Here is a 24,578-nt window from a genome sequence, read left to right on the forward strand (position 1 = left end):
GCGAGTAAGGGGGCGAGATATCCTTAGCCCGAAGCGGTTTGTGTGTTTGCCATGCCGGGCCGACCATGCCAGTAGCCGTCGCAGATCTCGGCCTCGACCAGCGCCAGCGGATCGGCGGGGGGCAGTTCGCCGCGCCGGGCCTGGTCGAAGGCGTGAACGACCTCCGCCATGCCGGTGGCGCGGGGGCTCAGACGCGCCACGCCGACGCTCATCGACTGCATGTCGGGAATCTCGCGGCGCAGGTCCTGGCAGGCGCCGGACATCGTCTGGATGCCGTTCAAGGTAAACACGCCCTCGGCCTCCTGGGAGCGCAGGGCGAGCCCCTCGGGATAGTGCTGGCAGACGAACTGGCAGCGGTCCTTGGGATGCTGGTGGCGCCGGGCGGTGAAACAGCGCGCCGACCAGGCCAGGGGCAGGTGGCCGTAGGCGAACACCTCGCAGGGCTGATCGAGTCCTTCCCGGGCGCATTCGTCGAGCAGGGTGGCGAGGTCGTCCCGGGGCATTTCCACCGGGGCGCACCAGCGCTGCAGGCCGGCCTTGGCCAGTACGCCGATGGCCGCCGGGTTGTAGAGGTTCAGCGACGCGCTAGCGGTGAAAGGCAGGTTCGCGGCGATCAGTAACTGCAGGGCGCTCTGATCGTTGGCTTCCACCAGGAACTCGCCGTTGGCGCACAGCTTGCGCAGGCCGCGCAGGTCGGCCTCGGATTCGATGAGCGTCTGGGAGGAGAGCACCACCTGCTTGCCGCTCTGCTCGAGTTCGCGACCGATGCCCAGCCAGTCGTCGAGCTTCATGTCGCGGCGGCGGGAGCAGACCGTCTCGCCGAGATGAACGATCTCCACCGGCCAGTCGGCGGCGTCACGATAGAAAGCGGCATAGTGGTCGCGGGTCCAGTAGAACAGCACGGGGCCGAGGGAGAGTTGCATCCTTGTGCTCCTTATTTCCAGCGGCGTTCGTAGGCGCCCAGGGTGGTGGTGGCGCCCTCGGAGAGTTCGCCGAGATCGACCTGCCAGGCGGGATCGGGCTGGAAGCGCTCGGGATTGGCGTCGAGCCGATCAAGTGCTTGGCGCCAGATGCCCGCCACCTTGGAGACGTAGGCCGGACTGCGCTGGCGCCCCTCGATCTTCACCGCGCTGATGCCGAGCTCCTTCAATTCCGGCAGCAGGTCCAGCGTATTGAGGCTGGTGGGCTCCTCGATGGCGTGATAGGTCTCGCCGTCCACCTCGAAGCGGCCCTTGCACAGGGTCGGGTAGCCGGCTCGCTCGCCTTCGCCGTAGCGGTCGATCAGCACGCCCCCCAGGCGCGATTCCAGCCCGCGAGGCGTTTCCTCCCAGCGCACGTGGGCGGCGGGGGAGCAGACGCCCCGGGTATTGGGCGACTCGCCGGTCAGGTAGGACGATAGATAGCAGCGCCCCTCGGCCATGATGCACAGGCTACCGAAGGCGAAGACCTCAAGCTCCACCGGGCTCTTCTTGGCCACGTCGCGTACCTGGGTCATGGACAGCACCCGGGGCAACACGGCGCGCTTGATGCCGAAGTGCTCGTGGTAGAAGCGCAGCGCCTCGTAGCTGGTGGCGGAGCCCTGTACCGAGAGGTGGCGGGATAGATCCGGGTGTCGCCGGGCGGCGTAATCGAGCAGGCCCAGATCGGCCATTATCAAGGCATCGACGCCAAGATCCGCCGCCTGATCCACGGCCTTCGTCCACTGGGACCAGCCGGCGGGCTGGGGGTAGGTGTTGATGGCGCAGAACACCCGCTTGCCCCGGGAATGGGCATAGGCAATCCCTTCCCGGGCGCGCTTCTCGGTGAAGTTGAGGCCGGCGAACTGGCGGGCGTTGGTGGCGTTCTGGAAACCGAAGTAGACCGCATCGGCGCCATCGTCCACGGCGCGTTTCAGCGCGGGCAGGTTGCCCGCCGGGCACACGAGTTCCATGACTCTCTCCTGACTGAAAATCCATCCATGCTAATCGAGGCAAGATGTATCTGTTTTGATTCAAATCATTCTTGGCGTGATTGGTGCTAGCGGCTGTGTCAAGAGCTCGCTGCGAGGCAGGGTAACTAAGGGAGGGAGTTGGAGCGCCGTGTCGCCTTACTCCCCATAGCACAGCGCCTTCATTCGCTGTGTGTAGTCGACCAGGTTGCTTAGGCGGCGGCCATGAGTCTGCAAGGGATTTTCGTGGGGCTGGTCGAGAATGTTGGCCAGAAAGGCGTGCAGGCTCATGTCCAGGCTGTGTAGTGTCTCGCCGAGGAAGAACGGTTTGTCTCCCAGCAGGCTTGACAGGGCATCTAGCACCGGCGTGCCTTGCGCATAGGCGGTGGCCGGGTCGTTGGGCGACAGGCCGCGCCGGCGCATGCGACGCAGCAGCGTGCGACGTATCGCGAACAGTCCCGGGCCACGCAGGGCGCGCGGTAGATAGGGCGTCAGGTCCGGCTTGAAGACGCGCCAGCCGGCGGGGTCCCCCCAGCGCATGTAGGTGATCTGCCAGTAGAGGCGCTCTTCCACCAGCTCCCGCACGAAGAAGGCCATCGCCCTCTGGGCCTCGTCGAGATCGGCGTCCAGGTGCGTTGGCTGGCGAGCCTCGAAATGTTCGATGATGGCCTGGGAATCGGTCACGGTCTGCGCGCCGTCGACGACGAAGGGAATCTGTCCCGAGGGCGAGCGGCGTGGTCCGCTCGGCACCGAACGAAAGGGAATTTTTCGATAGCGCAGATAGGTTTCCGCCTTCATGCAAAAGGGGCTGGCGTTGGGCAGCCCCCAGAAGGGGCGGAACTGATGCAGCTCGATCATGGAAGCTCCCGAGGAGAGTGCCTGCCGACGGTTAGAGGCCATGCGTCGGCAGACGTTCGAGGCTAGTGGCTTGGCTTGTCGAGAGGCTTGCGCTTGCAGGTATTGATGCCCAGCAGCCGATAGGCGGGGCAGAATCGAAACAGCCCGGTGATCAAGGGTACGATGCCAATCCAGCCCCACCAGCCGATGACGCTCGTCAATGTCAATGCGATCAGGATCAGTCCGGCGGCGATGCGTATTCCGCGCTCGACGTTGCCGACATTAGGTTTCATATGAAATCTCCTTCGAGTGATTGGTCACGAGCCTTGGCCATGACCGCAACGTTACCGATCGAGCACCGAAGGAATCGGTGTTCTTGACACATAGAGTATATACAATATATAAAAAAATAAAGTGTATTGTTCATTCATGATGCTGGGGCGTGACACTTTCCCACCATCAGTCCTCGAGGGAGGGGTGCCGCCATGTTGATCTGTCCGGGAGTCGCCCTTGCGGCCATGCAGCAGTTCTTCATAAACAAGGGGCTGGTCGGTATCGGCCTGATCGACAAGTTTCGCGCGATCTATTGGCTGTTGACCCACTCATGCCCTGTCTCTATACCAACAATCAATCACGGAATATAACGCCTCGGGAGAGTGATATGAGCGATGCCATTCAACTGGCCTGTCCCCATTGCCTCAGCATAAACCGCGTCCAGACGAGCAGACTGGGCGAGGGCGCCAGATGCGGCAAGTGCAAGCAGGCATTATTCACCGGTGAACCCATCGAGCTGAATGACACCAACTTCGATGCGATGGTGAATCGCAGCGATCTGCCGATCGTAGTGGATTTCTGGGCGGGTTGGTGCGGGCCCTGCAAGATGATGGCCCCGATCTTCGCCCAGGTGACCCGAGAACTCGAACCGCGGCTACGTTTCGCCAAGCTGGACACCGAGGCCGAGCAAGGCATCGCCGGGCGCTTCGGTATTCGCAGCATTCCTACCTTGGTAGTCTTTCGTCGCGGTCAGGAGGTCGCTCGTCAGGCAGGCGTGATGCAGGCTTCTCAGCTCACCCAGTGGCTTCGACCTCATCTGCTGTAGAGCTTGTCGAAAAAGTGATAGAGAGGCTGTGCGGTTCCTGCGCTCCGTGCGCCTTGTGCTTGAGCTGCTCGGCGATTTCTTCAGCGCTTCCATAGGAGAGTGTCATGTGTGAACTCTTCGCGATGTCGAGTGGCTCGCCGACAAACGTGCATTATTCGCTCGAGGAGTTTTCCCGCCGAGGCGGGCTCGCCGGTCCGCACAAGGACGGCTGGGGAATCGCCTATTATCTGGATGGCGACGTGCGTCTCGTCAAAGAGGCCGAGCCGGCCAGCGACAGTGCCTGCATTCGCTTCCTTCAGGAACGTCCGTTTTCGAGCGAGCTGGTCGTCAGCCACATTCGTAGGGCAACGCAGGGCGTTCGCAAAGTCCGTAACTGTCAACCGTTCACTCGGGAGTTGGGTGGGGCGATGCATGTGTTCGCCCACAATGGTGACCTTGATTGGGTCCGATTGACCGCGCATTTGCCGCTCGGCTCGTATCATCCCGTCGGTGAAACCGATTCCGAATATGCGTTCTGTGCACTGCTCGAGCGCCTGCGTGCGCTTTGGCTCGCGACCGACGGTGTACCGGCGCTTGAAGACCGGCTCGTCATCGTATCGAACTTTGCTGCGGAAATTCGTGAGTTCGGACCGGCAAACTTCCTCTATGCCGATGGCGATGCCTTATTCGCGCATGGCCACAAGCGCACGCAAGGGCAGGCCGGCATCCGGCCGCCGGGCCTGCATGTGCTTCACAGGCGCTGTGCGCCCTCGGAAGCGGTGTTAGAGACACCGGGTCTAACGATCGAGTCTCCAGACGCTTCGCAGCACGTCGCCTTATTCGCCAGTATTCCGCTGACGTCGGATCCCGGTTGGCAAGCGCTCGACGAAGGCGAATTGCTCGCCGTGAGGCATGGCAGAGTCGTGGCGCGAATGTCCGCCGAAGCGGCGATTTTAAGTCCAGGCACGCTGCGTTGAGAATGGCAAGAAACGTTTGTTTTCTTTACACAACAAGCCAAACAGAGGGCCCTGTTAAGGTGTTAGACGACTAACCCGAATACTGCACCAGATATGAAAAAACGGCTGAAAATCGGTTATGATTCAATGCCTTACACCTGATCCAACCGACTTAGTTGTCATGATAAAATGTACCATGCCCTTCGCTTCCTTTCCACGCTGTAAAGGCCGTCAGATCGTCGCCAGTTTCGCCGGCAGCGATATCACTCCGATGGCGGCATTCTACTTCTGCGTCAACTCGACCGGGGGGTGGGCCTGACACGTGCCGTGGCCCACCGGCTGAGCGATGAACGCGATCCTAAGCGCTGCGTGCATCGCACGGAGATCCTGGTTCGCCAACGGATCCTTGGCCTGGTCCTGGGTTACAAAATCTCAACTATCATTACGAGCTACGCCACGACATCGTACTGCCGATCGCCGTCGACACGAATGACGCGCTAGCCAGTCAATCCAGCCTGTGTCGCTTCGAGCAGGAGGCCGGTCAGGACTAGGCAGTGACGATACACGAAGAGATGGTCGAGCAGTTCATCCGCTCGTTTCGTAAGTTGCCCAGGAAGCCGCTTTATCTTGACTTCGACGCCACCGATGACCGAGTGCACGGCCAGCAGTTCGGACACCACTTCAATAGTTACTACGACCACGGCATCTTCCTGCCGCTAGCCAGCAAATTGGTGCTCGGATAACCCCGCTGCGTGCTGTCCCCGGCGCTGAAAACACAGAGGGGTAGGGGGAGTGCGCCTTAAGCTTAGAAAATTGATCAAAAAGCAGTCAATTTTTGGTCATGGGAGCCATCATGCTCACTGGACCATGAATCTAGACGCTTCTGAGCAGCTCGTGGCAACAGCTGGGCTAGGAGAAGAGCGTGTTGCAGAGCGGCGCAGCAAGCCGGAGCGTGCTTAGACCCTATGATCGCTTCACGCGCGCCGCTATGTTTCTAGCGTTACCACGATGGCCGAGAACGGAGGCTTATCTTCGACCCCGAGCGGGAACTATTTCACAGGAAAATTGGCCCGACCGAGAAATCTTTCGAGCGGACTATCGCTCGCAAACAAATGGCTAATCACTTCGTGATATCAATCTCATCCTCCGAGAACCAACCATTACTGATGACGTTTGCTTTGACCGCTTCAGGATTCTCCGAGTATGCGACGAAGGCGAGGCTTCGTTCTGCGCGGCTGCATGTGACGTAAAGCAGTCGCCTTGTCCTATCGATCGACGTGTCCTTCCCTTCTTCCATATTTTTCATATCGGTCGCGGTGGGGGCTTTCTCGCCCAAGAGCTTTGCATATCCGAACATGAACCCGCACGCCTCGGAGTCGTCCATGATCACCATGACCCGCTCGAACTCCAGCCCCTTCACGCCTTGGTGGGTGTCGAACGAGGCAAGCCCCGAGACGTATCGGCGGTAAATATCGATTTCAGCAAAGGGTGCGTTCATCATCGAGAGAAGAGCGCCCATCTCTGGCGTGAGAGGATCGTCCGCCTCATCGCCCGCTTTGTCATCGGCTTCTGCCTCAGGGGCAGCTTCTTCGGCTTCGGCGCTTTCAGCCAGGAGAACTTCCACGACCGGCAACAGGGCATCAGGAATGACGAAAAGTTGATGCTCGGCAACACTGCGCAGCACCTCGCCGCAAACTGGATCGCCCTCTTCCCAAAGCGCCATCAAAGCATCGACGCCAGACTGCGCCTGCTTCAGCAATGCCCCCGCATCTTCGGCGGCTTTCAGCGCTGGCGCAGTCACTAATGGTGACGACTGGCGCACGATCCGAGAGACGGCAAACTTGTCACCGCGTTTACTCGCTTCAATCAGCGGAAGGATGGACTGGGTAAAGAAGCGGGTCGCCGGAAGGGTTCCATCAAGCAGCCCCGTTCGCCACGAGTCGATCTCGTACAAGGGCGCGAACACGTTTTCGAAGCCGAGGCGCTTCGCGGACATGTGATGTTCAAGCGTGAGAACCTTGCAGTTATCAATCTGGCCCCACGACGCGTCATCAGTGACGGCTGCCATGCGCGCCCTGATCTCGTCCTCAACGGCCTTTCGGTCTGGGGCACCAGACAGCCTTATGAAGAGGCGAACATGCCCTTCAATGGCATCGCTTCGCGGCTCCTGAATGTGAGTATCGACTTCCGACCTGATTTTGTTGATTAGCGTCACCACGCGCTTCGGGCATCGGTGGTTGAGCTTTTTGGAGGGTTTCGCCCAATTTTCCGGCAGCGCGTCTTCGATCCGTTCCTTTCCGTCCGCATAAATCCGCTGCATCACGTCGCCGATCAGCCCCAGAGCAAACCGATCGGAGTGCTCTTGGGCCGGAACAAATAGCGCATCGACGAGATGGCGATTGGTATCCTGGCTTTCGTCAATCAGGAGAAACGGGAAGCGTCCCACGAGTATCCACCGCATTAGCGGCTTTTGCGCTATGAAGGCCGAGCAAATCGCGATCACTTCCGAGTGGTTTAGCGAATTGGGCTCCCTGTTCTCGCCATTGGGATTGTAGGAGAAAGACTTGATTTCGCCGAGACGATCTAGCCGTTTCGACTTTGATTCGATCTGCGCCAAACGTGTGATTGATGCCTTCGTACCCGCGCGACCTTTCTCCTCCTGAACCCTCAACTCCTCGATATCGGCCACGAGGCTCTCGCGAAGCCACTCACGAATGTCGTGATGGAACCCCTTGATGAGCTCCCACGCAAAACTGTGGATCGTCGCGACGTAGAATAAGGGGCTGAAATCAATCCGGCGCTTGATCTCCTCGCAAGCCGCATTGGTATAGGTGATCACGCCGACACGATAGCCGTGCAGCGACAGGTCGCGCCCATAAGTGGCTTTGACGTGATTGAGCGCCTTTACAAGCGATCGGGTTTTACCTGATCCCGCGCCTGCAAACAGAAAGAAGCAGCGCGGACTCGCAAGATCGAGATAGGAGGCAATCTCCTCGTCAACCGGATCGTCGAGAGTGATGTTGCTGAGTTCAGCGGCTTCGGCTGTCATGCTTCTGGCTGCTCCTCTGCGGCGGGAGCAGCTTTGGTGACGATCAGGCCCAGGTCTTCCTGTCGCTCCTTCAGTTGACCGGACAGCCATTTCAGTCCGTCGAGGATGTAGAATGGCGGCTGCAATTTCTTTGGGTCATCAAGCTCAAGCAGATTGAGGGCGAACTCCGCTTTTACCCCTGTTTTCAGTGCATCGAGAATGGCTTCAACCAATCCCGCGACATCGTCGCTGTTCTCGATCGCTGTCTTGAACTTCGCCCACAAACCGGTGCCATCAGACTCGCCAAACAATGTATGGTTCTCAAGCACGAGCGCGTCTTCAAGCGTGTTGCAAAGCGCCTCGGCCTTCCCGCCTTTGAATTCAATCACGACAGGACACTGATAGGCGGCGCGCACCGCAAACCGCAGCTGATTGTGCCAGATGCTCTTCTCTTCGGGCTTGAGGTCGAGAAGCTCGTCCAAGTCCTCTTTGCCAGGGCACCAAGACTTCAGCGTCGGATTGCGGGTTTTCAGTCCGTCCCCGCGTTTGGGCGGCACGGACTTGTTCTCCGCATTGCGCGCGTCAAGATCAGTGACGATCAAGGATGTAAGCCCGAGATGATCGATCAGTGGCTTGAGACGATGAGCATGACTCCCTCCGATCTCAAGCCAGGTGATGTAGCACTCATGGAGAGGTGAAAGCTCTGCATGATGTCGAACGAAGAAAGGAACGAGAATGCGTTCGGCAGGCCCTTCGACCAGCACTGCGGCATCGGCGAAGAAGAGATCGCAATGTGTGACCTTGATGTAGCGGGTGACGAAGCGCTTGGTCTCGGTGTCAGTCCCGAAGACAGTGCCGAGATTTACGACGCACGATATGGGGATCATCTCGCCCGTGGCAGGTAGCCTGCGGAAATAGCGCAAATGATCGAAATCGCATTCGTGCGCGATGTGGCTGGAATGCGTGCTGACGATCAGTTGGGTCTTGAGATTCTCGGACTCCCCGAGATTGTCGTGCTTTCGCAACACCCGATAGGCCTGCCGGATGAAGACCTGCTGCACTTGAGTGTGCAGATGGGCTTCCGGCTCTTCGATAAGTACGAGATGGAGCGGCGGAATGAAGGCATCTGGCTGCGTGGTTGACTGCGAGGCCGCCTTCCCAACGCGCATCCAGGCATCCCTGAAACTCATCAACCTGAATATCATCGAGATGAGATTCTGGTAGCCAAGGCCGTTAGAGTCTTCGGGCAAATTCAGCTCGATCTTGGCTTTACCATCACCAGTCGAGATGACGTATTGGACCGCAGCGTCGTGATTCAGCCCGTCTACGGGCTTTAGGCGCGAAGAAATCTGCAGGCGCGGATCGGTTACGCCAGGATAGCCCATTCCCTCGACCTCTTGCAGAGCGGCAGGAAGCAGTAGCCGTCGTAGAAGCCAGAGAAATATCGACCGAGCTGCTCGCCATGCACCAAGTCAGCGGTGTCATCGAAGATTCGCCGCACCCCGCTTTACGAAGCGTATCTGTCTGCAAGGCGATGTCTTGCTCCGCCGTCGAGACCCGCACATAGCCGATCAGCGCTATTGATCGCCTTCGTGTCCTTTAATCCGTCCCCCTATCTTTTTGTTCGATAAGCCAACAAGAAAATCTAATTTAGTACATTGTCTTGGCTGGCTGTCTGATGATTGTTTTTACATCATGGCCGCACACCGGAGGCCACATTAGAATAAGGTGTCGAGCCGGCACCATAAGATCGCTTTTCTTGTCATTGACGAAGCAATGCATATGCATTACTTTTAGTGCATTACCTTGCATTGCTACTGTGGGAGGCCAATCATGAACACGGTCATTGAGGATGACTCCACCCTGACGGATCGTTATCAGACGACCGTGCCGGCATCTGTTCGTCGTGCACTGAAGCTGAACCGACGTGATCGGATTCACTACACGATTCGCCCTGATGGGGAAGTGGTGCTTACCCGCGCCCTCGACGAGTCCAGCCAGGATCTCGTAATGGCCGGTTTCCTGGCATTCCTGGAGCGCGACCTGCGGGAGCATCCGGAAAACATTCGTCCTGTCACTGCCGGCACCTTTGCCGAAGCCGAACGCCTGACGGCAGGCGTTGAGGTAGACCTCGATGAGGAACTGCCAGTGGACGACGATGACGCATGAGTCCTCTGAAAGTAAACGGATGGACGATCTACGCACACCCACTGTTCCTGGAGCAGGTCGATGCGCTCACCAGCAAGGTGAGGCGGCTCCAGGCAAAGGATCCGCTCGGTTATCGCAGCAAACCCGCCGCCAAGCGTCTGGCGGCGATTGTGAAACTGATCAAGAACGACATTCCACAGGATCCGGCAAGCCCTCGATATCGCCAAGGAAACACGCTCGGGAATGAGCATACCCATTGGTGTCGGGCAACGTTCTACCAGCAGTACCGGCTGTTCTTTCGCTACGATCTTGCGAGCAAGATCCTCATCTTCGTCTGGGTCAACGACGAATCCACCAAGCGCGCTTACGACAGCAAGCAGGACGCTTACGCTGTTTTCCGCAAAATGCTCAATAACGGTAATCCACCGGATAGCTGGAATGACTTGAGGAGAGCAGCTACCAGTGATAGCGAACGCATCAAGGCGTTTCTGGGAACAGAGGATGATAAGCCTTGAGTTTTGATCGGCCTATGAAGGCATCAAGAAGCATCGGATCGACTCAGATCCAGCCGCGTCGCGCCAGCACGTAGTACAGCAGCGGCACCACCAGGATGGTCAGCAGCGTGGACATGGCGAGCCCGAAGATCAGTGAAATCGCCAGGCCGTTGAAGATCGGGTCGCTGAGGATGAAATAGGCGCCGACCATGGCCGAGATGGCGGTCAGGGCGATGGGCTTGATGCGCACTGCGCCGGCCAGCACCACCGCCTCGTCCAGCGCCACGCCTTCGTCGAGCAGCTGCTTGATGAACACCACCAGCAGGATGGAGTTGCGCACGATGATCCCGGCCAGGGCGATCATGCCGATCATGCTGGTGGCGGTGAACTCCCGGCCGAGCAGGGCGTGTCCCGGCAGGATGCCGATCAGGGTGAGCGGAATCGGCGCCATGATCACCAGCGGCAGCAGGTAGGAGCGGAACTGGGCCACCAGCAGCAGGAAGATCATGAACACCCCGACGCTGTAGGCCGCCCCCATGTCGCGGAAGGTCTCATAGGTGATCTGCCATTCGCCGTCCCATTTGAGCGCGCCGAGCTCCGCCAGGGGCGGCTGGCGGATGAAGTACTGGGCCGGACTGTCCGGCTCGGCGTTGAGTTCGCTCACCAGGGCGAACATGCCGTACAGCGGTGAGTCTATCTTGCCGGCCATGTCGGCGGTGACGTAGGTCACCGGCAGCAGGTCCTTGTGATAGCGCGCGCCCTGCCAGGGCGCGTCGTGAAACTCGGCGATGCTCGCCAGCGGGATCAGCTCCCCGCCGCGGCTTCTCACCGCCAGCGACAGCAGCGCCGCCTGCTGGGCCCTGTCGCCTTCCTCGAGGATGACGCGGATGGGCACCGCGTACTTGGCGTTCTCGTCATGCAGATAGCCGACGTTGCGATCTCCCAGGGCGATCTGAATCGCCTCCACCACCTGGGACTGGGAAACGCCAAGACGCGCCGCCCGCGCCCGATCCACCACCAGGTCCCACTGGCGGGTGGGCGCGGTCAGGGTGGTATCGATATCCACCAGCCCCTCGATGCGGGTCATGCGCTCGGCCAGGTCCTGGGCGAGCTCGGCGCGGCGGCGATGATCCACGGCGTAGACCTCCGCCACCAGCGGCGAGAGCACCGGCGGGCCGGGCGGCACCTCGACGACCTTCACCGCCGCATCGAAGCGCTCGCCGATGGCCTGCAGCGCCGGACGGATGGCCGTGGCGATGGCGTGGGACTGACGTTCGCGTCGGGATTCGTCGGCCAGATTGATCTGGATATCGCCCTGGTAGGGGTCGGCTCGCAGGTAGTGCTGGCGTACCAGGCCGTTGAAGTTCATCGGCGAAGCGGTGCCGGCGTAGGCCTGCCAGTTGGCGACCTCCTCGACCGTCTCCAGATGTTCGCCCATTGCCAGCAGTACCCGCTGGGTTCGCTCCATGGGCGTGTGCTCCGGCATGTCGATGACGACCTGCAGCTCAGACTTGTTGTCGAAGGGCAGCATCTTGAGGATCACCGCCTGGAACACCGGCAGCGCGCTAGCCAGCAGCGTCAGGCCGATCACGCCCAGGGCGAGCACTCCTCGGCGCCAGCGATGCGCGCCTAGAAACGGCGTGAGCAGCCGGCTGAACCAGCGGCGGGTCGTGGGGTTGACGCCCTCGGCGGAGTTGGTCGCCTGTTCCTCGGCCTGGGCAGCGACGCCTTTTTGATGGGCGAGCAGGCGCAGGGCAAGCCAAGGGGCCACCACGAAGGCCACGATCTGGGAGAATACCATGCCCGCGGAGGCGTTGATGGGAATCGGGCTCATGTAGGGGCCCATCAGGCCGGTCACGAAGGCCATGGGCAGCAGCGCCGCCATGATGGTGAGGCTTGCCATGATGGTCGGCGTACCCACCTCGTCCACCGCCACCGGGATGATGTCCTTGACCGGATGGCGGCTGGTGCGGATGCGGCGATGGATGTTCTCGGTGATGACGATGCCGTCGTCGACCAGGATCCCGATGGAGAAGATCAGCGCGAACAGCGACACCCGGTTGATGGTGAATCCCCAGGCCCAAGAAAAGACCAGGGTCAGCAGCAGGGTGACCAGCACCGCCACACCGACGATCAGCGCCTGGCGCCAGCCCATGGCGATCAGCACCAGCGCCACCACGCCTAGCGTCGCGGAGATCAGGTCCGAGATCAGCTTGCGCGCCTTCGCCGAGGCCGTCTCGCCGTAGTCGCGGCTGACCACGATCTCGATACCTTCCGGCAGCGCCCGGTTGCGCAGGGCGTCCAGGCGCCGCTCGATGGTGGTGGTGATGTCGCTGGCGTTCTCGCCGGGTTTCTTGGCGATGGCCAGGGTCACGGCGGGGTACAGTTCGCCGGCGGTTCCGGGACGCGAATCGCTGGTCGCCGGACCGAAGCCCATCATCACGCTGCGATCCGGAACGCTGTCGCCGCGGCTGACGGTGGCGACATCGTCGAGGAACACCGCCGCCCCATCGTGCATGCCCACCACCAGCCGGCGCAGGGTCTCGATGTCGCTGAGCAGGGCCCCCGGCTGAAGCGGAATCGACAGGCCGTCCCGGGTGATGCGACTTTCCTGGCCGCTGTCATTGGCGGCCCGCAGCGCGCTCTCGATATCCGCGACGCTGAGATCGTAACCGTCCAGCAGCGCCGGGTCGAAGCGCACCTCCACCCGGTCCGGCGTCCCGCCCACGGTGTAGATGTCGCGGGTACCGGGCACCCGCTTGAGCGCCACCTCCAGGGTGTGGGCGAGCCGGGTCAGCTCCGCCCCGGTGCGCCGCCCGCTCGGGTCATACAGGGTGAGGGTCATGATGGGCACGTCGTCGATACCCTGGGGCTTGACCAGCGGCTGACTGGCGCCGAGATCCGACGGCAGCCAGTCCTGGTTGGAGTAGACCTGGTTGTACAGCCGCACCAGGGCCTCCTGCCGGGAAAGCCCGACTTCGAACTCCACGGTGATCACCGCCTCACCCTGGCGCGAGACCGAGTAGACGTGCTTGATACCCTCGATCTCGCTCATCACCTGTTCGGCGGGAATGGCGATCAGACTCTCCACTTCCGCGACGCTTGCACCGGGCAGGCCGATGAAGATGTCCGCCATGGTGACGTCGATCTGGGGCTCTTCCTCCTTGGGCGTGATCACCACGGCGAGGATACCCAGCAGGATCGCCATCAGCGCCAGCAGCGGAGTCAGTGGGGAATTCTGAAAGACACGGGCAATGACACCGGAGGGGCCGACCGGGGGTAGGGGAGGACTCACTGACCGCTTTCCTCACCGACGACCGTCAGCCGTTCGCTGCCGAACAGGGCATCCGGAGACGTCGCCACCCGCTCGCCCTCGTCGAGCCCCGCCAGCACCTCGAGGCGACCGTCGCGTTCGATGCCGGTACGTATCTGGCGCAGACGCGGGCGATCATCATCCAGCACGAAGACCGCCGTCAGCTCGCTGTGATGGAAGACCGCGCCGGCCGGTATCCACAGCGCCTCACGGGTGGCCACCGGCACGTCCACCTTGACCAGCATGCCCGGATAGAGTCCCTCGCCAGGTGCCGGTAGCGCCAGTCGCAGGCGGAAGGTATGGGTCTGTTTACTCGCATAGGGGTAGAAGGTCATCTCGCCGGTCTTCAGGATGCGGCCGTCGGTCAGTGTCACCCGGGCCTGGCGCTGAGCCCTGGCCAGGTCGGCGTAACGCTGAGGCAGGTCGACCACCACCCGCAGCCGCTCCAGCGACAGCCCGGTCAGCAGCGGCTGGCCGGGACTGACCGCTTCCCCCACCTCGACGTGGCGCTCGGTCAGGATGCCGTCGTAGGGCGCGAGCACCCGGGTGTATCCCAGCTGTTCCCGGGCCTCGGCAAGCGCGGCCTCGGCGCGCTCCACTCGGGCCTGGGCACTGGTCAGCGTATTGCGCGCCTGATCGAATTCCTCCCGGGAGATCAAATCGCGGGCCTGCAGGGTTCGCACCCGCTCGAAGCGCTGACGGGCGTCCTGCAGTCCGGCCTGGGCGTCCTCCAGGTTGGCCTTGGCCTGGTCGCGGCGGGCGCGCTGCTCACTGTCTTCCAGTTGCACGATCAGCTCGCCGGCGGCCACCCGGTCATCCACGTCGAAAGGCAGACGCATCACGCGGCCCGAGGTCTGGGCGGAGACCGTGCTTCGCTGCACCGCCTCGACCGCTCCGTCAAGTCTCAGCGTCTCCTGTAGCGTCGCCCGCTCCACTTCGGCAACGGGAAGTTCTGCTTGAACGCTCAGGCTGAACAGAGCAGCGACGAGGCCACTCAGCAGGAGTCGGAACACGCCGGTCATATCGATGTTTTCTCTCCCGCCGACTGATGCAGCGTATTGGCGGATCCTCGGTCAGGCGTATCCTTCTCGGACGATTGCTCCCGGGTGTCTTCGTACCCGGTGATCATGGGCTTGAGGTGACTGAAGAGCGTCTTGCCCATGGTCGTCATGTAGACGTGGCCGATCACGAAGACCAGCATGGCGAAGGCTGCGGCGGTATGCACCAGGGCCACGTCGCCCAGGGACAGGCCCTCCAGCCCCCAGGCGGGCCAGTGGTTGTAGAACAGATACAGCAGCCCCGAGATCCAGATGACCGGCGAGATCACCAGCTTGAAGCCCAGGTAGGCCAGGCGTTGCAACGGGTTGTGCTTGGCCTGGGTGGTTCGGCGAAAGGGATGCTCGGCGCCGGTAAAGGTGCCGATCAGGTAATAGTGGATCACCGCGCCCAGCTTGTCGGTGGTGGGAATGTACTGGCGCCATTCCCCGGTGGTGAAGTGCCAGAAGATCGCCAGGATCCACAGGCCGATCAGGGTGTAGGCCGCCAGCCCGTGCAGCCGGGAGGCGGTGCCGAATCCCAGTGCCTGGTAGCTGCCGTGGATTTCGAAGCCGGTGAACATCAGGAAGAAGATCAGCGCCGCCTGGGAACAGTGCCAGAAGCGTTCGAAGCGCTTGTAGATCATCACGCCTTTCATGAGTCTTTCCTCCTGCGACGTGTCACGATGCGTCCACCGGCATGGACGAGGCTGCCGACCAGTACCAGCAGGGCGGCGCTCCAGCCCGCTCTATCCAGCCAGACGCTGCGGTCCCGGGCGGGAAGGTAGAAATCCGTCAGTGCCGCCAGCCGCCCCTCCCGGGCATGGCAGGCGCTGCAGTGCAAGGCGTCCTCGGCCGGCGCGACCATGTGGGTGATCGGCCAGTACATGAGTGTTTCCACGAAGGCATACTCGCCGCTGTAGGGTTGGTCGGCGTATTCGGTGCCGGCCTTCAGTGCCTTGCCCCAGTCGAAGTTCGTCCACAGCGCCGTATCGTCGTCGGCACTGTAGACGTGGTTGACCAGCAGGTGCTGGTTGACCGGATCGTAGGGCTGCGTGCCCTGCATGATCTTGAAGGGCCAGATGCGCGAATCGGGGTCATCGTGGCTGCCCTGGAGTGTGTTGATCTCGATGGGCTGATGGCTGTCATCGAGGGTGTCGCTGCGCAGGGTGTAGCGCACCTGGCCGTCGAACCAGCGGTATTCCGGCACCACATTCTCGCCATGGCGGAAGGTCCCCTTGGTGCTCAGGTACTCGAGATTGCCATCCGCATCGCGAATCGTCAGCGGCTTGCCATCCTCGCCGAGACGCCCGGCAGTGGACCAGTCCCACCAGGTCTTGGTAGCGACGCCACCCCGAGCGAATTCTGGTATATGACAGCTCTGGCAGGCGACCTGGTCGACGTGGTCGTTGAGCTTGTTGGAGGCGTGAGGTGCCGTGCCGTGGCAGGACTCAGAGGAAGCCCGGGTGAAGTCGGTGTGACCCGGCACGTCGATACCCTGGGTATCTCGGGCCTTGGCCAGATACCGGCTGCCGGTGACGCTGTGCGCCGAGGTGGTGTGACAGTCGGCGCAGGCGAAATCGGCCCCGTCCGATGACATGTGCACGTCCAGCGAGAAGGGCGGGGTGACCAGGGACGAATCCAGATCGCCGTGTTTCACTCCATCGCCGCCACCGCCATAGAAATGACAGCTGCCGCAATTCTCGCGAGCGGTGGGGCCTATGTGCTGGGCGATGAGGGCCAGATCGGGAGGCTCTCTTGTCGGGTCGTCGGGAGATTCGTAGAGCGGGTGGCCGGCACCCGTGGGGGTCTTCCAGTAATCGCCGGTGGTGTCGTGGCAGATCAGGCAATCGACTCGGTTGCCCGCGGCGGGTGGATCCTGGCGCATATCCTGCCAGCCGTAGCCGGTATGGCAGCTGGTGCAGCGCGGTTCATTCGAGCTGACCGAACCGCAGAAGCTGTTGATCACGTGACGCTTGCCCAGCAACTGACGGGTCGTCGGGTGCAGGTATTCCCAGGTCCAGTGGGTGCTTGCCTGAAGTTGATCGGCGGCCTCGGTGTGGCATTTCAGGCACGCCTCGGTAACTTCGGGCCCCGAGGCGAAGGGGCCTTGAAGCGCCTTGAAGCGTTCGTGATCCGCCGTCGAGGGTGACGCGCGTTCCAGTGCCGCTACCGGCAATGTGCCGGAGAAGAGCAGCAGGAAGGTCAGGAGAGCGCTTACCAGCATACGAGTGTGGTAATCCATCATGATGACCTCCCCCAACATCGTGTTGAAATCAGCCAGCACGCGAACCTTGTGACTGGATAGTTATAACGCTATTCCAAATGTTAGTCTCAGCATCGTCGGTTGTATTTCTCTCCACCATGACCTGAATCAAGACGTCGCCTCTTTGCGCACCGTCATTCACGCTTTCGCATAAACTGTGACATCCAAATAATGTTTTGGTGGGCCGGTCTCTATAGGGGGTAGGTCATGAAACAGTTCAGAAACATCCTCTATGTCCTGGAAGCTGCCTCGGAAATGGATGCCGCTCTCGAGAGGGTTGTCTTGCTGGCGGGAAACAACCAGGCGGATCTGACGGTGATCGATGTCATGGTGCCCACAGAGGCGACTCCGGTATTACTCGCCAATGGCCCCGGGCCCACTGAACTGCAAGCGTCCTTGGTCGCCGAGCGTCGGGCGGCGTTGGAGTCATTTGTGGAACCCTACCGGAAAGACTGTACCCTTCATGTCGATGTGCTGGTCGGTAGGCTTTTCATGGAAACGATTCGCCACGTATTGAAGAACTCATACGATCTGATCATCAAGAATGCCGAGGACCCCGATTGGCGTGACCGATTGTTCGGCAGCGACGACATGCACCTGCTACGCAAATGTCCATGTCCGGTCTGGCTAATGAAACCTAGAGAAAAAGCGAGTTACGACAACATAGTCGCCGCGATTGATTTCAATCCGGATCGGCTCGACACGCTGGAAGAGCCACTGAACATTCAGGTTCTCAAGATAGCCAGTTCATTGGCACTGGCGAATTCCGCCATCTTGCATGTAGTGCATGTCTGGGATGCCCCTCACGCCGGGTATGTGAGCATGTGGGCGAGCGACAAGAAAGGTGCGATGCAGGCCTTCACCGAAGGCGTGTATGCCGGTCACATGAATGGCATGAATCGATTGAAGCAATTGATGCCCGCATGGATTGGACGGGAAGCCTATGACTATATCGCTCCTCGATTCCATGCGCCCCAAGGAGCGCCGGAAAAGATAATACCTGCAATGGCCGTTCAACTGCAGGCGGACCTGATAGTGATGGGTACCGTTGCACGAACGGGCATCACGGGATTGCTGATCGGGAATACGGCGGAAGCGATTCTCGATCAACTGACGTGTTCCGTGCTTGCCGTCAAGCCAGCGGGTTTCGTATCACCGATAACAATCGACTGACGATTCCGTGGCGTTCCTTGCACTCTAATCGCGCCGCTGCATATCGTCCGTTGATGGGAATATCGGTATATCGGGCATGGTTCACCTTCGCATCTGATCAGGCACAGAATTGCTCATAGAGCGTCTGAATGACCGCCATGGCCTGCTCGCTGCTGATGCGATAGTAGATCTGCTTTCCTTCACGGCGTGTCGCCACGAGGTTTTCTCGCCGTAGTACTGCGAGCTGCTGCGACAAGGTGGGTTGTTCGATGCCCGTCTGCTGTTCCAGATCGCCCACGTTCATCTCACCTTGGGACAGGTGGCACAGCAACAGCAGACGGTTCGTGTTCGCAAGTGTCTTGAGCAGTCGTCCTGCCTCGTCGGCGCTCTCGCGAAGCCGGTCGAGTTCCAGTGCGGTGTCTTGTCGCATCGTTGTCAAAGGATCCCTATGGTTTTATAAAAACATTATATTTAAAAATAAAGTGAAAGGCCACGATGGATCATCCCCCCGGTACGGGAGGAAACGACCTCCCCCGGGAGACTCACGCCAAGGAGAAAACCAATGACCTCATCTCGATACACTCGTCTCTTCCTGCCCCTGGCCACTCTCGCAATGGGGGTTGGTGCAAGCGTCACATCCCAAGCCAGCTCTGAGGAGTCCACTCAGCAAGGCGCCGCAGAACAGGCCATGGTGATCGTCACCAGCGATTCGCTGCAGACCCAGGGCATGGCCATGGTGTTGTCCCGCACCATGCAGCAGCAGGGCACGAAATTGAACATCCTGCTCTGCGATCGGGCCGGGGATCTGGCAATCGCAGATTACCAGAGTGAGTCCGCCCTGGCGCCCAAGGACATGAAGCCCGAAGGGTTGCTGCAGATGATCATGAACGACGGCGCGGAGGTGGCGGTCTGCGCGCTCTATCTACCTAACAGCGATCATCAGGAGAGCGATCTGCGCGAGGGCGTGAGCGTCGCCCAGCCGCCGGCGATGGCCGAGATGATGCGCGATCCCGATACCAGGATCTTCCACTTCTAACCGCCATTCAAACGGCCGCTCCATGGAGCGGCCGCCTCGTTTTTCGAGGGCAGCGCATGAGCCTGCTGATTCGCATGACCCGCAATCTGACGCTTGCCATCCCGGTGACGATGCTGCTGGGCCTGGCCTATGGCCTGATTGCCTCGGCGGACTGGCTGCGGACGCTGATCGTGCCGCTGACGCTGCTGATGGTCTATCCAATGATGGTCAATCTCAAGCTGCGCAAGCTGTTTGAGGGCGGGGACCTCAAGTCGCAGCTGCTGGCCCAGCTCATCAACTTCGCGATCATCCCCTTCGTCGCCTTCGCCCTGGGACGGCTGTGGTTTCCGGAACAGCCTTATCTCGCTCTTGGGCTGCTGCTGGCTTCGTTACTGCCGACCAGCGGCATGACCATCGCCTGGACCGGATTCGCCAAGGGCAACCTTGCCGCCGCGATCAAGATGACGGTGGTGGGCCTGATTCTTGGCTCCCTGGCCACGCCGTTCTACGTGCAATGGCTAATGGGCGCCGCGGTGCCGGTGGATCTGATCGCCGTGTTCCTGCAGATTGCACTGGTCGTGTTCCTGCCCATGCTGGCGGGCCAGCTCACCCAGGCCTATCTGATCCGACGCCACGGGCAGCAGGATTATCAGCAGCGCTGGGCGCCACGGTTTCCGCCACTGTCGACCCTGGGAGTGCTGGGGGTCGTCTTCGTGGCCATCGCCATGAAAGGAGGGGAGCTTGTGGCGCATCCGGAGATGCTGCTCGACATCCTCGTGCCGCTGTGCGCCCTCTACACCTTCAACTATGTCTTCAGCACCTTTGTCGCCAGGCGCCTGCTGCCTCGTGGAGACGCCATCGCCCTGGTCTACGGCACAGTGATGCGCAACCTGTCGATCGCTCTGGCCCTGGCCATGAACGCCTTCGGTGAGGCCAGTGCGGATGCGGCGCTGCTCATCGCCGTCGCCTACATCATTCAGGTGCAATCCGCCGCCTGGTACGTGAAGCTCAGCGACCGATTCTTCGGCCCCTAATTGGCCTGATGACCTATAAGGGATCTCCCGTATAGACCACGCTTTTCATGAGCCAGTTATCGGTATCTAGGATCCGATACAGGTGATGGTTCTACTTGAGTGATTTTTAATAAAGGGTAAATCGACTTTTTCTTGATTCAAATCAAGTTTTCATGGAGGCAATAATAGTTTCAAAATATATATTTTATTTATAAGTATATAAACTCGATGTGTTGGGAAGGCTAAATGGATGAAGTCTCGTACCGCTAGTTTACGGATTACAGGGAATCCTCCTAGCCGGGATGTACAGGATGTTCTGAATCATCGAGTGCCGCTTTAGCAAGTATCGATTGACCTATTCACACGTGCGACATAGGTGTCGTATCTGACCTGAAAGGGGTCTCATAAGATGAAAAAATGCAAGATGACAACCATCGCCACGCTTGCGCTCACAGCCTCACTAGGCGCCGTTCCCAGTGCCGTTTTCGCGGAAGGCGAGTCCACGCCGAATCAGTTCTGGTGGCCCGAGCAGCTCAACTTGTCGCCGCTGCGCGACAATAACGTGTCGTCTAATCCCTACGGCGAGGATTTCAACTACGCGGAGGCTTTCTCGCAGCTCGATCTCGATGCTTTGAAAAAAGACCTTAAGTCTGCCATGACCACGTCTCAGGATTGGTGGCCAGCCGACTGGGGCCACTATGGCCCACTGTTCATTCGCATGGCTTGGCATAGTGCTGGTACGTACCGCGTTGCCGATGGTCGGGGCGGTGCCGGTGGTGGCCAGCAGCGTTTTGATCCGCTGAACAGTTGGCCTGACAACGCCAGTCTGGACAAGGCCCGTCGTCTATTGTGGCCGATCAAGCAGAAATACGGCCGCAACATTTCCTGGGCCGATTTGCTGGTACTTTCTGGAACGGTTGCGCTGGAGGATATGGGGTTCAAGACCTTCGGTTTTGCGGGCGGCCGTGAAGATGACTGGGAACCGGATCTGGTTTATTGGGGGCCGGAACAAGAAATGCTGGGCCGCGATCGCCACGATGAGAAAGGGGAGCTGGAAGGACCGCTCGCCGCCACGCAGATGGGGCTGATCTACGTCAATCCGGAAGGCCCGGGGGGTAATCCGGATCCTGTTGCCGCCGCAAAGCAGATCCGCATGAGCTTTGGGCGCATGGAGATGAATGACGAGGAAACCGTGGCCTTGATCGCCGGTGGTCACGCTTTCGGGAAAGTACACGGCGCGGGCAAGCCCGGCGACTGCCTAGGCCCCGAGCCGGCGGCTGCGGGCATCGAGGAGCAGGGTCTGGGCTGGAAGAATAAGTGCGGCAAGGGTAACGCCGAGGACACCATCACCAGTGGCCTGGAGGGGGCGTGGACCCAGTTGCCCACGCAGTGGTCGATGCTGTACCTGTCGAATCTGTTCAACCATGAATGGGAGCTGACCCGTAGTCCCGCCGGCGCCTTACAGTGGGAGGCGAAGGACGGTGCGCTGGACAACTCGGTGCCCGATGCGCACGTCGAGGGTAAACGCAATGCGCCGATCATGCTGACGACCGACCTGGCGCTGAAAGAAGACCCGGTCTATCGCGAGATTTCCCAGCGTTTTCTGGAAAATCAGAAGAAATTCGAGGATGCCTTCGCCCGTGCCTGGTTTAAGCTGACGCACCGTGACATGGGGCCTCGGGCACGTTATATCGGCTCCGAGGTGCCGGCGGAGAAGCTGCTCTGGCAGGATCCGCTTCCCGAGGCGGATTACGATGTCATTGACGAGGGGGGCGCCGAGGACATCAAGGAAATGATCCTGGCCTCCGAGCTGACGGTGCCGGAACTGGTGCGCACCGCCTGGGCATCGGCCGCCAGCTATCGCGGTAGCGACATGCGCGGTGGCGCGAATGGTGCGCGCGTGCGTCTCGAGCCGCAGAACGGCTGGGCGGTGAACAACCCGGACGAGCTCGCACGCGTGCTGGCGACGCTGGAACAAGTGCAGCAGGAGTTCAACGAAAATCAAGGAGGGGACACCCGCGTCTCGCTGGCCGACGTGATCGTGTTGGGTGGCGCGGCGGCCATCGAGAAAGCAGCGAAGGACGCCGGTCACGATGTGACGGTCCCCTTCGAGCCCGGCCGCAGGGATGCCCTGCAGGAGATGACCGATGTGGAAACCTTCGAGGTTCTCAAACCGACCGCTGACGGCTTCCGCAACTACTACGGCGACGGCAACCGAATGTCCCCGACCGAGGCGCTGGTTGATCGCGCGGATCTGCTGACGCTGACAGTGCCGGAAATGACCGTGCTTGTGGGCGGCATGCGCGCGCTGGATGCCAATACCGGCGGTGTGCAGCACGGTGTGTTCACCGACAGACCAGGAACACTCACGAATGATTTCTTTGTGAACCTTCTGGACATGGCCACCAAATGGGAGAAGTCGGGCGATAAAGAGGGTCTTTATATCGGCCGTGACCGTGCCAGCGATGAACAGCGCTGGACCGCGACTCCGGTCGATCTAATCTTCGGCTCGAATTCCGAGCTGCGGGCGGTGGCGGAAGTGTATGCCTCCAACGGCGCGGGCGAGAAGTTCACCGATGACTTCGTTGATGCCTGGGCCAAGGTCATGACACTGGATCGCTTTGACTTATAATATGCCGGCGTAGGACCCGGGATGAGTGGCGAGTTACCGCGACTCATGGAAAGTAAACAGCGGCGCTGAATGCGCCGCCGTTTTTGCCCGGTAATCGTGGAAGCAAAAATAAAAGGCTGCGAAAAGAAAAGAGATAAGCACCTGTTGTATCGAATCAGATGCTTTGTCGTAATTCTGACCTATCCGAGAGTTACTGGCCTTTGATGATGCCTGTCAGGTCAAATTGCGCCAACCCCTCTTTTTCCTTCTGCATTATTGCGACACTCCCATGCAACCCCGGGGAGTTGGTAAAAAACGAGTCGAAAACGCTGTCATGCTGATCGCGCCAGCAGGCGCCCCAGCAGCAGCGGCGTGAACAGACAGGTCGCCAGTGCCACCACCGCCATGGCGCCATAGAGTTCGGCGTCGATTGCCCAGGGGCCGAGTTGATAGGCCTGGTGCACGATGACCATGGCGATCTCGGCGCGAGGCACCATGCTAACGGCGATCAGCCATGCCGAATCTCGGTCGGTCATCAGCCGGGCTGGAAGATAGGTCCCGATCAGCTTACCGGCTACCGCTGCGATCAGCAGCACTAGACCGACACCGAGCGCCGGTAGAATCAGCGTCGGGTCGAGGTGCAGACCGATGGCGACGAAGAAGTACGGTGTGAAGAAGTCGTAGAGCAGGCCGTAGGCATCGTTGGAGCGCACCTGTTCCGGGTAGGCGCTGAAGACGATCCCGGCGAACAGTGCCCCCACCGCCAGCGAGAATCCCAGCACTTCGGCGATGCCGGCGATCACTGCGCCTAGGGCAATCACGGTGAGCAGATGCTCCGGGGTCCGTTCCCAGCGATGCAAAAAGCGATAAAGCCGCGGCGTGAGGTAACGGGCAAACAGCCAGCAGAAGATGATGAAGACGATGAAGAGCAGCGCCAGTTCGCCCGCCGCTGCGCCCATCGAGAGCCAGAAAGCGCCGTCGCCGCTTTGTAGTACCGGTAATACTGCAAACAGCAAGACCATTAATACGATGCCCGAGATGTCATCGAGTTCGGCGACATCGACGGTGAGCGTGCCGGCGTCGTTGTTCAGGACGCCGGCCTCCTCCCAGACCGGAATGATCACGCCGATGCTGGTTGCTGTCAGGGCGACGGCGATCACCAGCGAGGGAATCAGTTCCAGTCCCAGCACCCACTGCGACACCGCATAGCCCGTGAGCCCCGCGATGGTGATATTGCCCAGCCAGATCACGCTGGCACTCGGCAGCTTGGCGAGTAGCCGTCGCGGATCAAGCCCCAGTCCTACCCGAAACAGCAATGCCACCAAGCCCAGTTGGGCCAGCAGTTCGATACCTGCCTCGGTCTCGACATTGATGATTCCCGCGCTCGCATCCAGGGTGCTGATACCGACGCCCAGCAGCAGAAATCCTACCAGTGGCGGTATGCCGATACGCTCGCAACCGGCACGCAGGAGCATCGCCGCTGACGTCGAGAGCCCGATGAAGAGAATCAAGAGCGTGGTAGTCGAGAGGCCGTCCATGTTGTTGACTCCAGATAAAAAGGCGCAGACGTGCCAGCATGAACCATGACGTAGAGGTCGATAATCCGCTGACACGGCGCATGATACGTCACAAAACATGGCGTTGCGGTGGAAAAGGTCAAGGTTACCATCTAAGATAGTAACCAATTACTATCTTTTGAGAGATTC

23 protein-coding genes and 1 pseudogene are annotated in these 24,578 nt (G+C 60.3%); 11 read left to right on the forward strand and 13 right to left on the reverse strand.

The window, feature by feature from the left end; genetic code table 11:
* Positions 1-23: 23 nt before the first annotated feature.
* From ACPF7Z_RS04410 to ACPF7Z_RS04425, 4 genes are all read right to left on the reverse strand, one after another.
* Entirely contained in the window at positions 24-923 is a 900-nt protein-coding gene (locus tag ACPF7Z_RS04410) for a U32 family peptidase (protein WP_425191957.1), read from the reverse strand.
* Positions 924-934: 11 nt separating this feature from the next.
* A complete protein-coding gene (ubiU, locus tag ACPF7Z_RS04415; protein ID WP_425191958.1) occupies positions 935-1,930 on the reverse strand; it encodes a ubiquinone anaerobic biosynthesis protein UbiU in 996 nt (331 codons plus the stop codon).
* Between the two features lie 156 nt (positions 1,931-2,086).
* Positions 2,087-2,785: a glutathione S-transferase family protein gene (locus ACPF7Z_RS04420; RefSeq protein ID WP_425191959.1), complete on the reverse strand. Its 699-nt coding sequence runs from the start codon at positions 2,783-2,785 to the stop codon at positions 2,087-2,089.
* A 62-nt stretch (positions 2,786-2,847) separates the two neighbouring features.
* Positions 2,848-3,057, reverse strand: coding sequence for a YgaP family membrane protein (locus ACPF7Z_RS04425; RefSeq protein WP_425191960.1), 210 nt, complete (start codon positions 3,055-3,057; stop codon positions 2,848-2,850).
* A gap of 368 nt (positions 3,058-3,425) precedes the next feature.
* Between ACPF7Z_RS04425 and trxC the strand changes: the two genes are divergently transcribed.
* The 5 genes from trxC (at position 3,426) to ACPF7Z_RS04450 (ending at position 5,541) form a co-directional block, all read left to right on the forward strand.
* Positions 3,426-3,863, forward strand: coding sequence for a thioredoxin TrxC (gene trxC / locus ACPF7Z_RS04430; RefSeq protein ID WP_425191961.1), 438 nt, complete (start codon positions 3,426-3,428; stop codon positions 3,861-3,863).
* A gap of 104 nt (positions 3,864-3,967) precedes the next feature.
* Complete coding sequence (locus ACPF7Z_RS04435; RefSeq protein WP_425191962.1) at positions 3,968-4,819, forward strand: class II glutamine amidotransferase; 852 nt, start codon at positions 3,968-3,970, stop codon at positions 4,817-4,819.
* 175 nt (positions 4,820-4,994) lie between these two features.
* Complete coding sequence (locus ACPF7Z_RS04440; protein WP_425191963.1) at positions 4,995-5,117, forward strand: hypothetical protein; 123 nt, start codon at positions 4,995-4,997, stop codon at positions 5,115-5,117.
* Positions 5,087-5,299 carry a hypothetical protein gene (locus ACPF7Z_RS04445; RefSeq protein WP_425192129.1) on the forward strand — a complete coding sequence of 71 codons (213 nt, stop codon included), beginning with the start codon at positions 5,087-5,089 and terminating at the stop codon, positions 5,297-5,299. The genes ACPF7Z_RS04440 and ACPF7Z_RS04445 overlap by 31 nt, the downstream gene beginning before the upstream one ends.
* Before the next feature lie 53 nt (positions 5,300-5,352).
* Positions 5,353-5,541: a transposase gene (locus tag ACPF7Z_RS04450; RefSeq protein WP_425191964.1), complete on the forward strand. Its 189-nt coding sequence runs from the start codon at positions 5,353-5,355 to the stop codon at positions 5,539-5,541.
* A gap of 377 nt (positions 5,542-5,918) precedes the next feature.
* Here ACPF7Z_RS04450 and ACPF7Z_RS04455 read toward each other — a convergent pair whose 3' ends face one another.
* The 3 genes and pseudogenes from ACPF7Z_RS04455 to ACPF7Z_RS04465 all read right to left on the reverse strand — a co-directional run.
* Positions 5,919-7,847 carry a UvrD-helicase domain-containing protein gene (locus tag ACPF7Z_RS04455; RefSeq protein WP_425191966.1) on the reverse strand — a complete coding sequence of 643 codons (1,929 nt, stop codon included), beginning with the start codon at positions 7,845-7,847 and terminating at the stop codon, positions 5,919-5,921.
* Positions 7,844-9,211, reverse strand: coding sequence for an ATP-dependent nuclease (locus ACPF7Z_RS04460; RefSeq protein ID WP_425191968.1), 1,368 nt, complete (start codon positions 9,209-9,211; stop codon positions 7,844-7,846). The genes ACPF7Z_RS04455 and ACPF7Z_RS04460 overlap by 4 nt, the downstream gene beginning before the upstream one ends.
* A gap of 62 nt (positions 9,212-9,273) precedes the next feature.
* A pseudogene (locus ACPF7Z_RS04465) lies at positions 9,274-9,407 on the reverse strand (recombinase family protein); the annotation flags it as partial.
* A 252-nt stretch (positions 9,408-9,659) separates the two neighbouring features.
* Between ACPF7Z_RS04465 and ACPF7Z_RS04470 the strand changes: the two are divergent.
* Positions 9,660-9,995, forward strand: a complete 336-nt coding sequence (locus ACPF7Z_RS04470; protein WP_425191969.1) for a type II toxin-antitoxin system PrlF family antitoxin — start codon at positions 9,660-9,662, stop codon at positions 9,993-9,995.
* Positions 9,992-10,489 carry a type II toxin-antitoxin system YhaV family toxin gene (locus tag ACPF7Z_RS04475; protein WP_425191970.1) on the forward strand — a complete coding sequence of 166 codons (498 nt, stop codon included), beginning with the start codon at positions 9,992-9,994 and terminating at the stop codon, positions 10,487-10,489. Before ACPF7Z_RS04470 ends, ACPF7Z_RS04475 begins: the two co-directional genes overlap by 4 nt.
* Before the next feature lie 43 nt (positions 10,490-10,532).
* Here ACPF7Z_RS04475 and ACPF7Z_RS04480 read toward each other — a convergent pair whose 3' ends face one another.
* From ACPF7Z_RS04480 to ACPF7Z_RS04495, 4 genes are read right to left on the reverse strand one after another with little or no spacing between them, the layout of a single operon-like run.
* On the reverse strand, positions 10,533-13,763 hold the full coding sequence (locus ACPF7Z_RS04480) for an efflux RND transporter permease subunit (protein ID WP_425191971.1): 3,231 nt from the start codon (positions 13,761-13,763) through the stop codon (positions 10,533-10,535).
* Complete coding sequence (locus ACPF7Z_RS04485) at positions 13,760-14,803, reverse strand: efflux RND transporter periplasmic adaptor subunit (RefSeq protein ID WP_425191972.1); 1,044 nt, start codon at positions 14,801-14,803, stop codon at positions 13,760-13,762. Before ACPF7Z_RS04485 ends, ACPF7Z_RS04480 begins: the two co-directional genes overlap by 4 nt.
* Complete coding sequence (locus ACPF7Z_RS04490) at positions 14,800-15,474, reverse strand: cytochrome b/b6 domain-containing protein (RefSeq protein WP_425191973.1); 675 nt, start codon at positions 15,472-15,474, stop codon at positions 14,800-14,802. Before ACPF7Z_RS04490 ends, ACPF7Z_RS04485 begins: the two co-directional genes overlap by 4 nt.
* Positions 15,471-17,063: a tetrathionate reductase family octaheme c-type cytochrome gene (locus ACPF7Z_RS04495; RefSeq protein WP_425191974.1), complete on the reverse strand. Its 1,593-nt coding sequence runs from the start codon at positions 17,061-17,063 to the stop codon at positions 15,471-15,473. The genes ACPF7Z_RS04490 and ACPF7Z_RS04495 overlap by 4 nt, the downstream gene beginning before the upstream one ends.
* A gap of 225 nt (positions 17,064-17,288) precedes the next feature.
* On the opposite strand from ACPF7Z_RS04495, the gene ACPF7Z_RS04500 reads away from it, so the two are divergent.
* Positions 17,289-18,254, forward strand: a complete 966-nt coding sequence (locus ACPF7Z_RS04500; RefSeq protein WP_425191975.1) for a universal stress protein — start codon at positions 17,289-17,291, stop codon at positions 18,252-18,254.
* 97 nt (positions 18,255-18,351) lie between these two features.
* Here ACPF7Z_RS04500 and ACPF7Z_RS04505 read toward each other — a convergent pair whose 3' ends face one another.
* Positions 18,352-18,663, reverse strand: coding sequence for an ArsR/SmtB family transcription factor (locus ACPF7Z_RS04505; protein ID WP_425191976.1), 312 nt, complete (start codon positions 18,661-18,663; stop codon positions 18,352-18,354).
* Between the two features lie 132 nt (positions 18,664-18,795).
* Here ACPF7Z_RS04505 and ACPF7Z_RS04510 point away from each other — a divergent pair, with 132 nt between their 5' ends.
* The 3 genes from ACPF7Z_RS04510 to katG all read left to right on the forward strand — a co-directional run bounded on the left by ACPF7Z_RS04510 (position 18,796) and on the right by katG (position 22,893).
* Positions 18,796-19,269, forward strand: a complete 474-nt coding sequence (locus tag ACPF7Z_RS04510) for a hypothetical protein (protein WP_425191977.1) — start codon at positions 18,796-18,798, stop codon at positions 19,267-19,269.
* Between the two features lie 56 nt (positions 19,270-19,325).
* Positions 19,326-20,282 (forward strand): arsenic resistance protein, encoded by a 957-nt coding sequence (locus tag ACPF7Z_RS04515; protein ID WP_425191978.1) that lies wholly within the window; start codon positions 19,326-19,328, stop codon positions 20,280-20,282.
* Between the two features lie 388 nt (positions 20,283-20,670).
* Positions 20,671-22,893, forward strand: coding sequence for a catalase/peroxidase HPI (gene katG, locus ACPF7Z_RS04520; protein ID WP_425191979.1), 2,223 nt, complete (start codon positions 20,671-20,673; stop codon positions 22,891-22,893).
* Positions 22,894-23,204: 311 nt separating this feature from the next.
* Here katG and ACPF7Z_RS04525 read toward each other — a convergent pair whose 3' ends face one another.
* On the reverse strand, positions 23,205-24,410 hold the full coding sequence (locus tag ACPF7Z_RS04525) for a cation:proton antiporter (RefSeq protein ID WP_425191981.1): 1,206 nt from the start codon (positions 24,408-24,410) through the stop codon (positions 23,205-23,207).
* Between the last annotated feature and the right edge of the window lie 168 nt (positions 24,411-24,578).

Source organism: Halomonas sp. GXIMD04776, from assembly GCF_049808615.1.
GTDB lineage: Bacteria > Pseudomonadota > Gammaproteobacteria > Pseudomonadales > Halomonadaceae > Modicisalibacter.

Coding starts and splice junctions, on each gene's coding strand:
- ACPF7Z_RS04525 (WP_425191981.1), bottom strand. CDS start 24,410: ATGGACGGCCTCTCGACTACCACGCTCTTGATTCTCTTCATCGGGCTC.
- ACPF7Z_RS04475 (WP_425191970.1), top strand. CDS start 9,992: ATGAGTCCTCTGAAAGTAAACGGATGGACGATCTACGCACACCCACTG.
- trxC (WP_425191961.1), top strand. CDS start 3,426: ATGAGCGATGCCATTCAACTGGCCTGTCCCCATTGCCTCAGCATAAAC.
- ACPF7Z_RS04470 (WP_425191969.1), top strand. CDS start 9,660: ATGAACACGGTCATTGAGGATGACTCCACCCTGACGGATCGTTATCAG.
- ACPF7Z_RS04500 (WP_425191975.1), top strand. CDS start 17,289: ATGAAACAGTTCAGAAACATCCTCTATGTCCTGGAAGCTGCCTCGGAA.
- ACPF7Z_RS04495 (WP_425191974.1), bottom strand. CDS start 17,063: ATGATGGATTACCACACTCGTATGCTGGTAAGCGCTCTCCTGACCTTC.
- ACPF7Z_RS04485 (WP_425191972.1), bottom strand. CDS start 14,803: ATGACCGGCGTGTTCCGACTCCTGCTGAGTGGCCTCGTCGCTGCTCTG.
- ACPF7Z_RS04455 (WP_425191966.1), bottom strand. CDS start 7,847: ATGACAGCCGAAGCCGCTGAACTCAGCAACATCACTCTCGACGATCCG.
- ACPF7Z_RS04410 (WP_425191957.1), bottom strand. CDS start 923: ATGCAACTCTCCCTCGGCCCCGTGCTGTTCTACTGGACCCGCGACCAC.
- ACPF7Z_RS04515 (WP_425191978.1), top strand. CDS start 19,326: ATGAGCCTGCTGATTCGCATGACCCGCAATCTGACGCTTGCCATCCCG.
- katG (WP_425191979.1), top strand. CDS start 20,671: ATGAAAAAATGCAAGATGACAACCATCGCCACGCTTGCGCTCACAGCC.
- ACPF7Z_RS04435 (WP_425191962.1), top strand. CDS start 3,968: ATGTGTGAACTCTTCGCGATGTCGAGTGGCTCGCCGACAAACGTGCAT.
- ubiU (WP_425191958.1), bottom strand. CDS start 1,930: ATGGAACTCGTGTGCCCGGCGGGCAACCTGCCCGCGCTGAAACGCGCC.
- ACPF7Z_RS04510 (WP_425191977.1), top strand. CDS start 18,796: ATGACCTCATCTCGATACACTCGTCTCTTCCTGCCCCTGGCCACTCTC.
- ACPF7Z_RS04420 (WP_425191959.1), bottom strand. CDS start 2,785: ATGATCGAGCTGCATCAGTTCCGCCCCTTCTGGGGGCTGCCCAACGCC.
- ACPF7Z_RS04505 (WP_425191976.1), bottom strand. CDS start 18,663: ATGCGACAAGACACCGCACTGGAACTCGACCGGCTTCGCGAGAGCGCC.
- ACPF7Z_RS04440 (WP_425191963.1), top strand. CDS start 4,995: ATGCCCTTCGCTTCCTTTCCACGCTGTAAAGGCCGTCAGATCGTCGCC.
- ACPF7Z_RS04460 (WP_425191968.1), bottom strand. CDS start 9,211: ATGGGCTATCCTGGCGTAACCGATCCGCGCCTGCAGATTTCTTCGCGC.
- ACPF7Z_RS04425 (WP_425191960.1), bottom strand. CDS start 3,057: ATGAAACCTAATGTCGGCAACGTCGAGCGCGGAATACGCATCGCCGCC.
- ACPF7Z_RS04490 (WP_425191973.1), bottom strand. CDS start 15,474: ATGAAAGGCGTGATGATCTACAAGCGCTTCGAACGCTTCTGGCACTGT.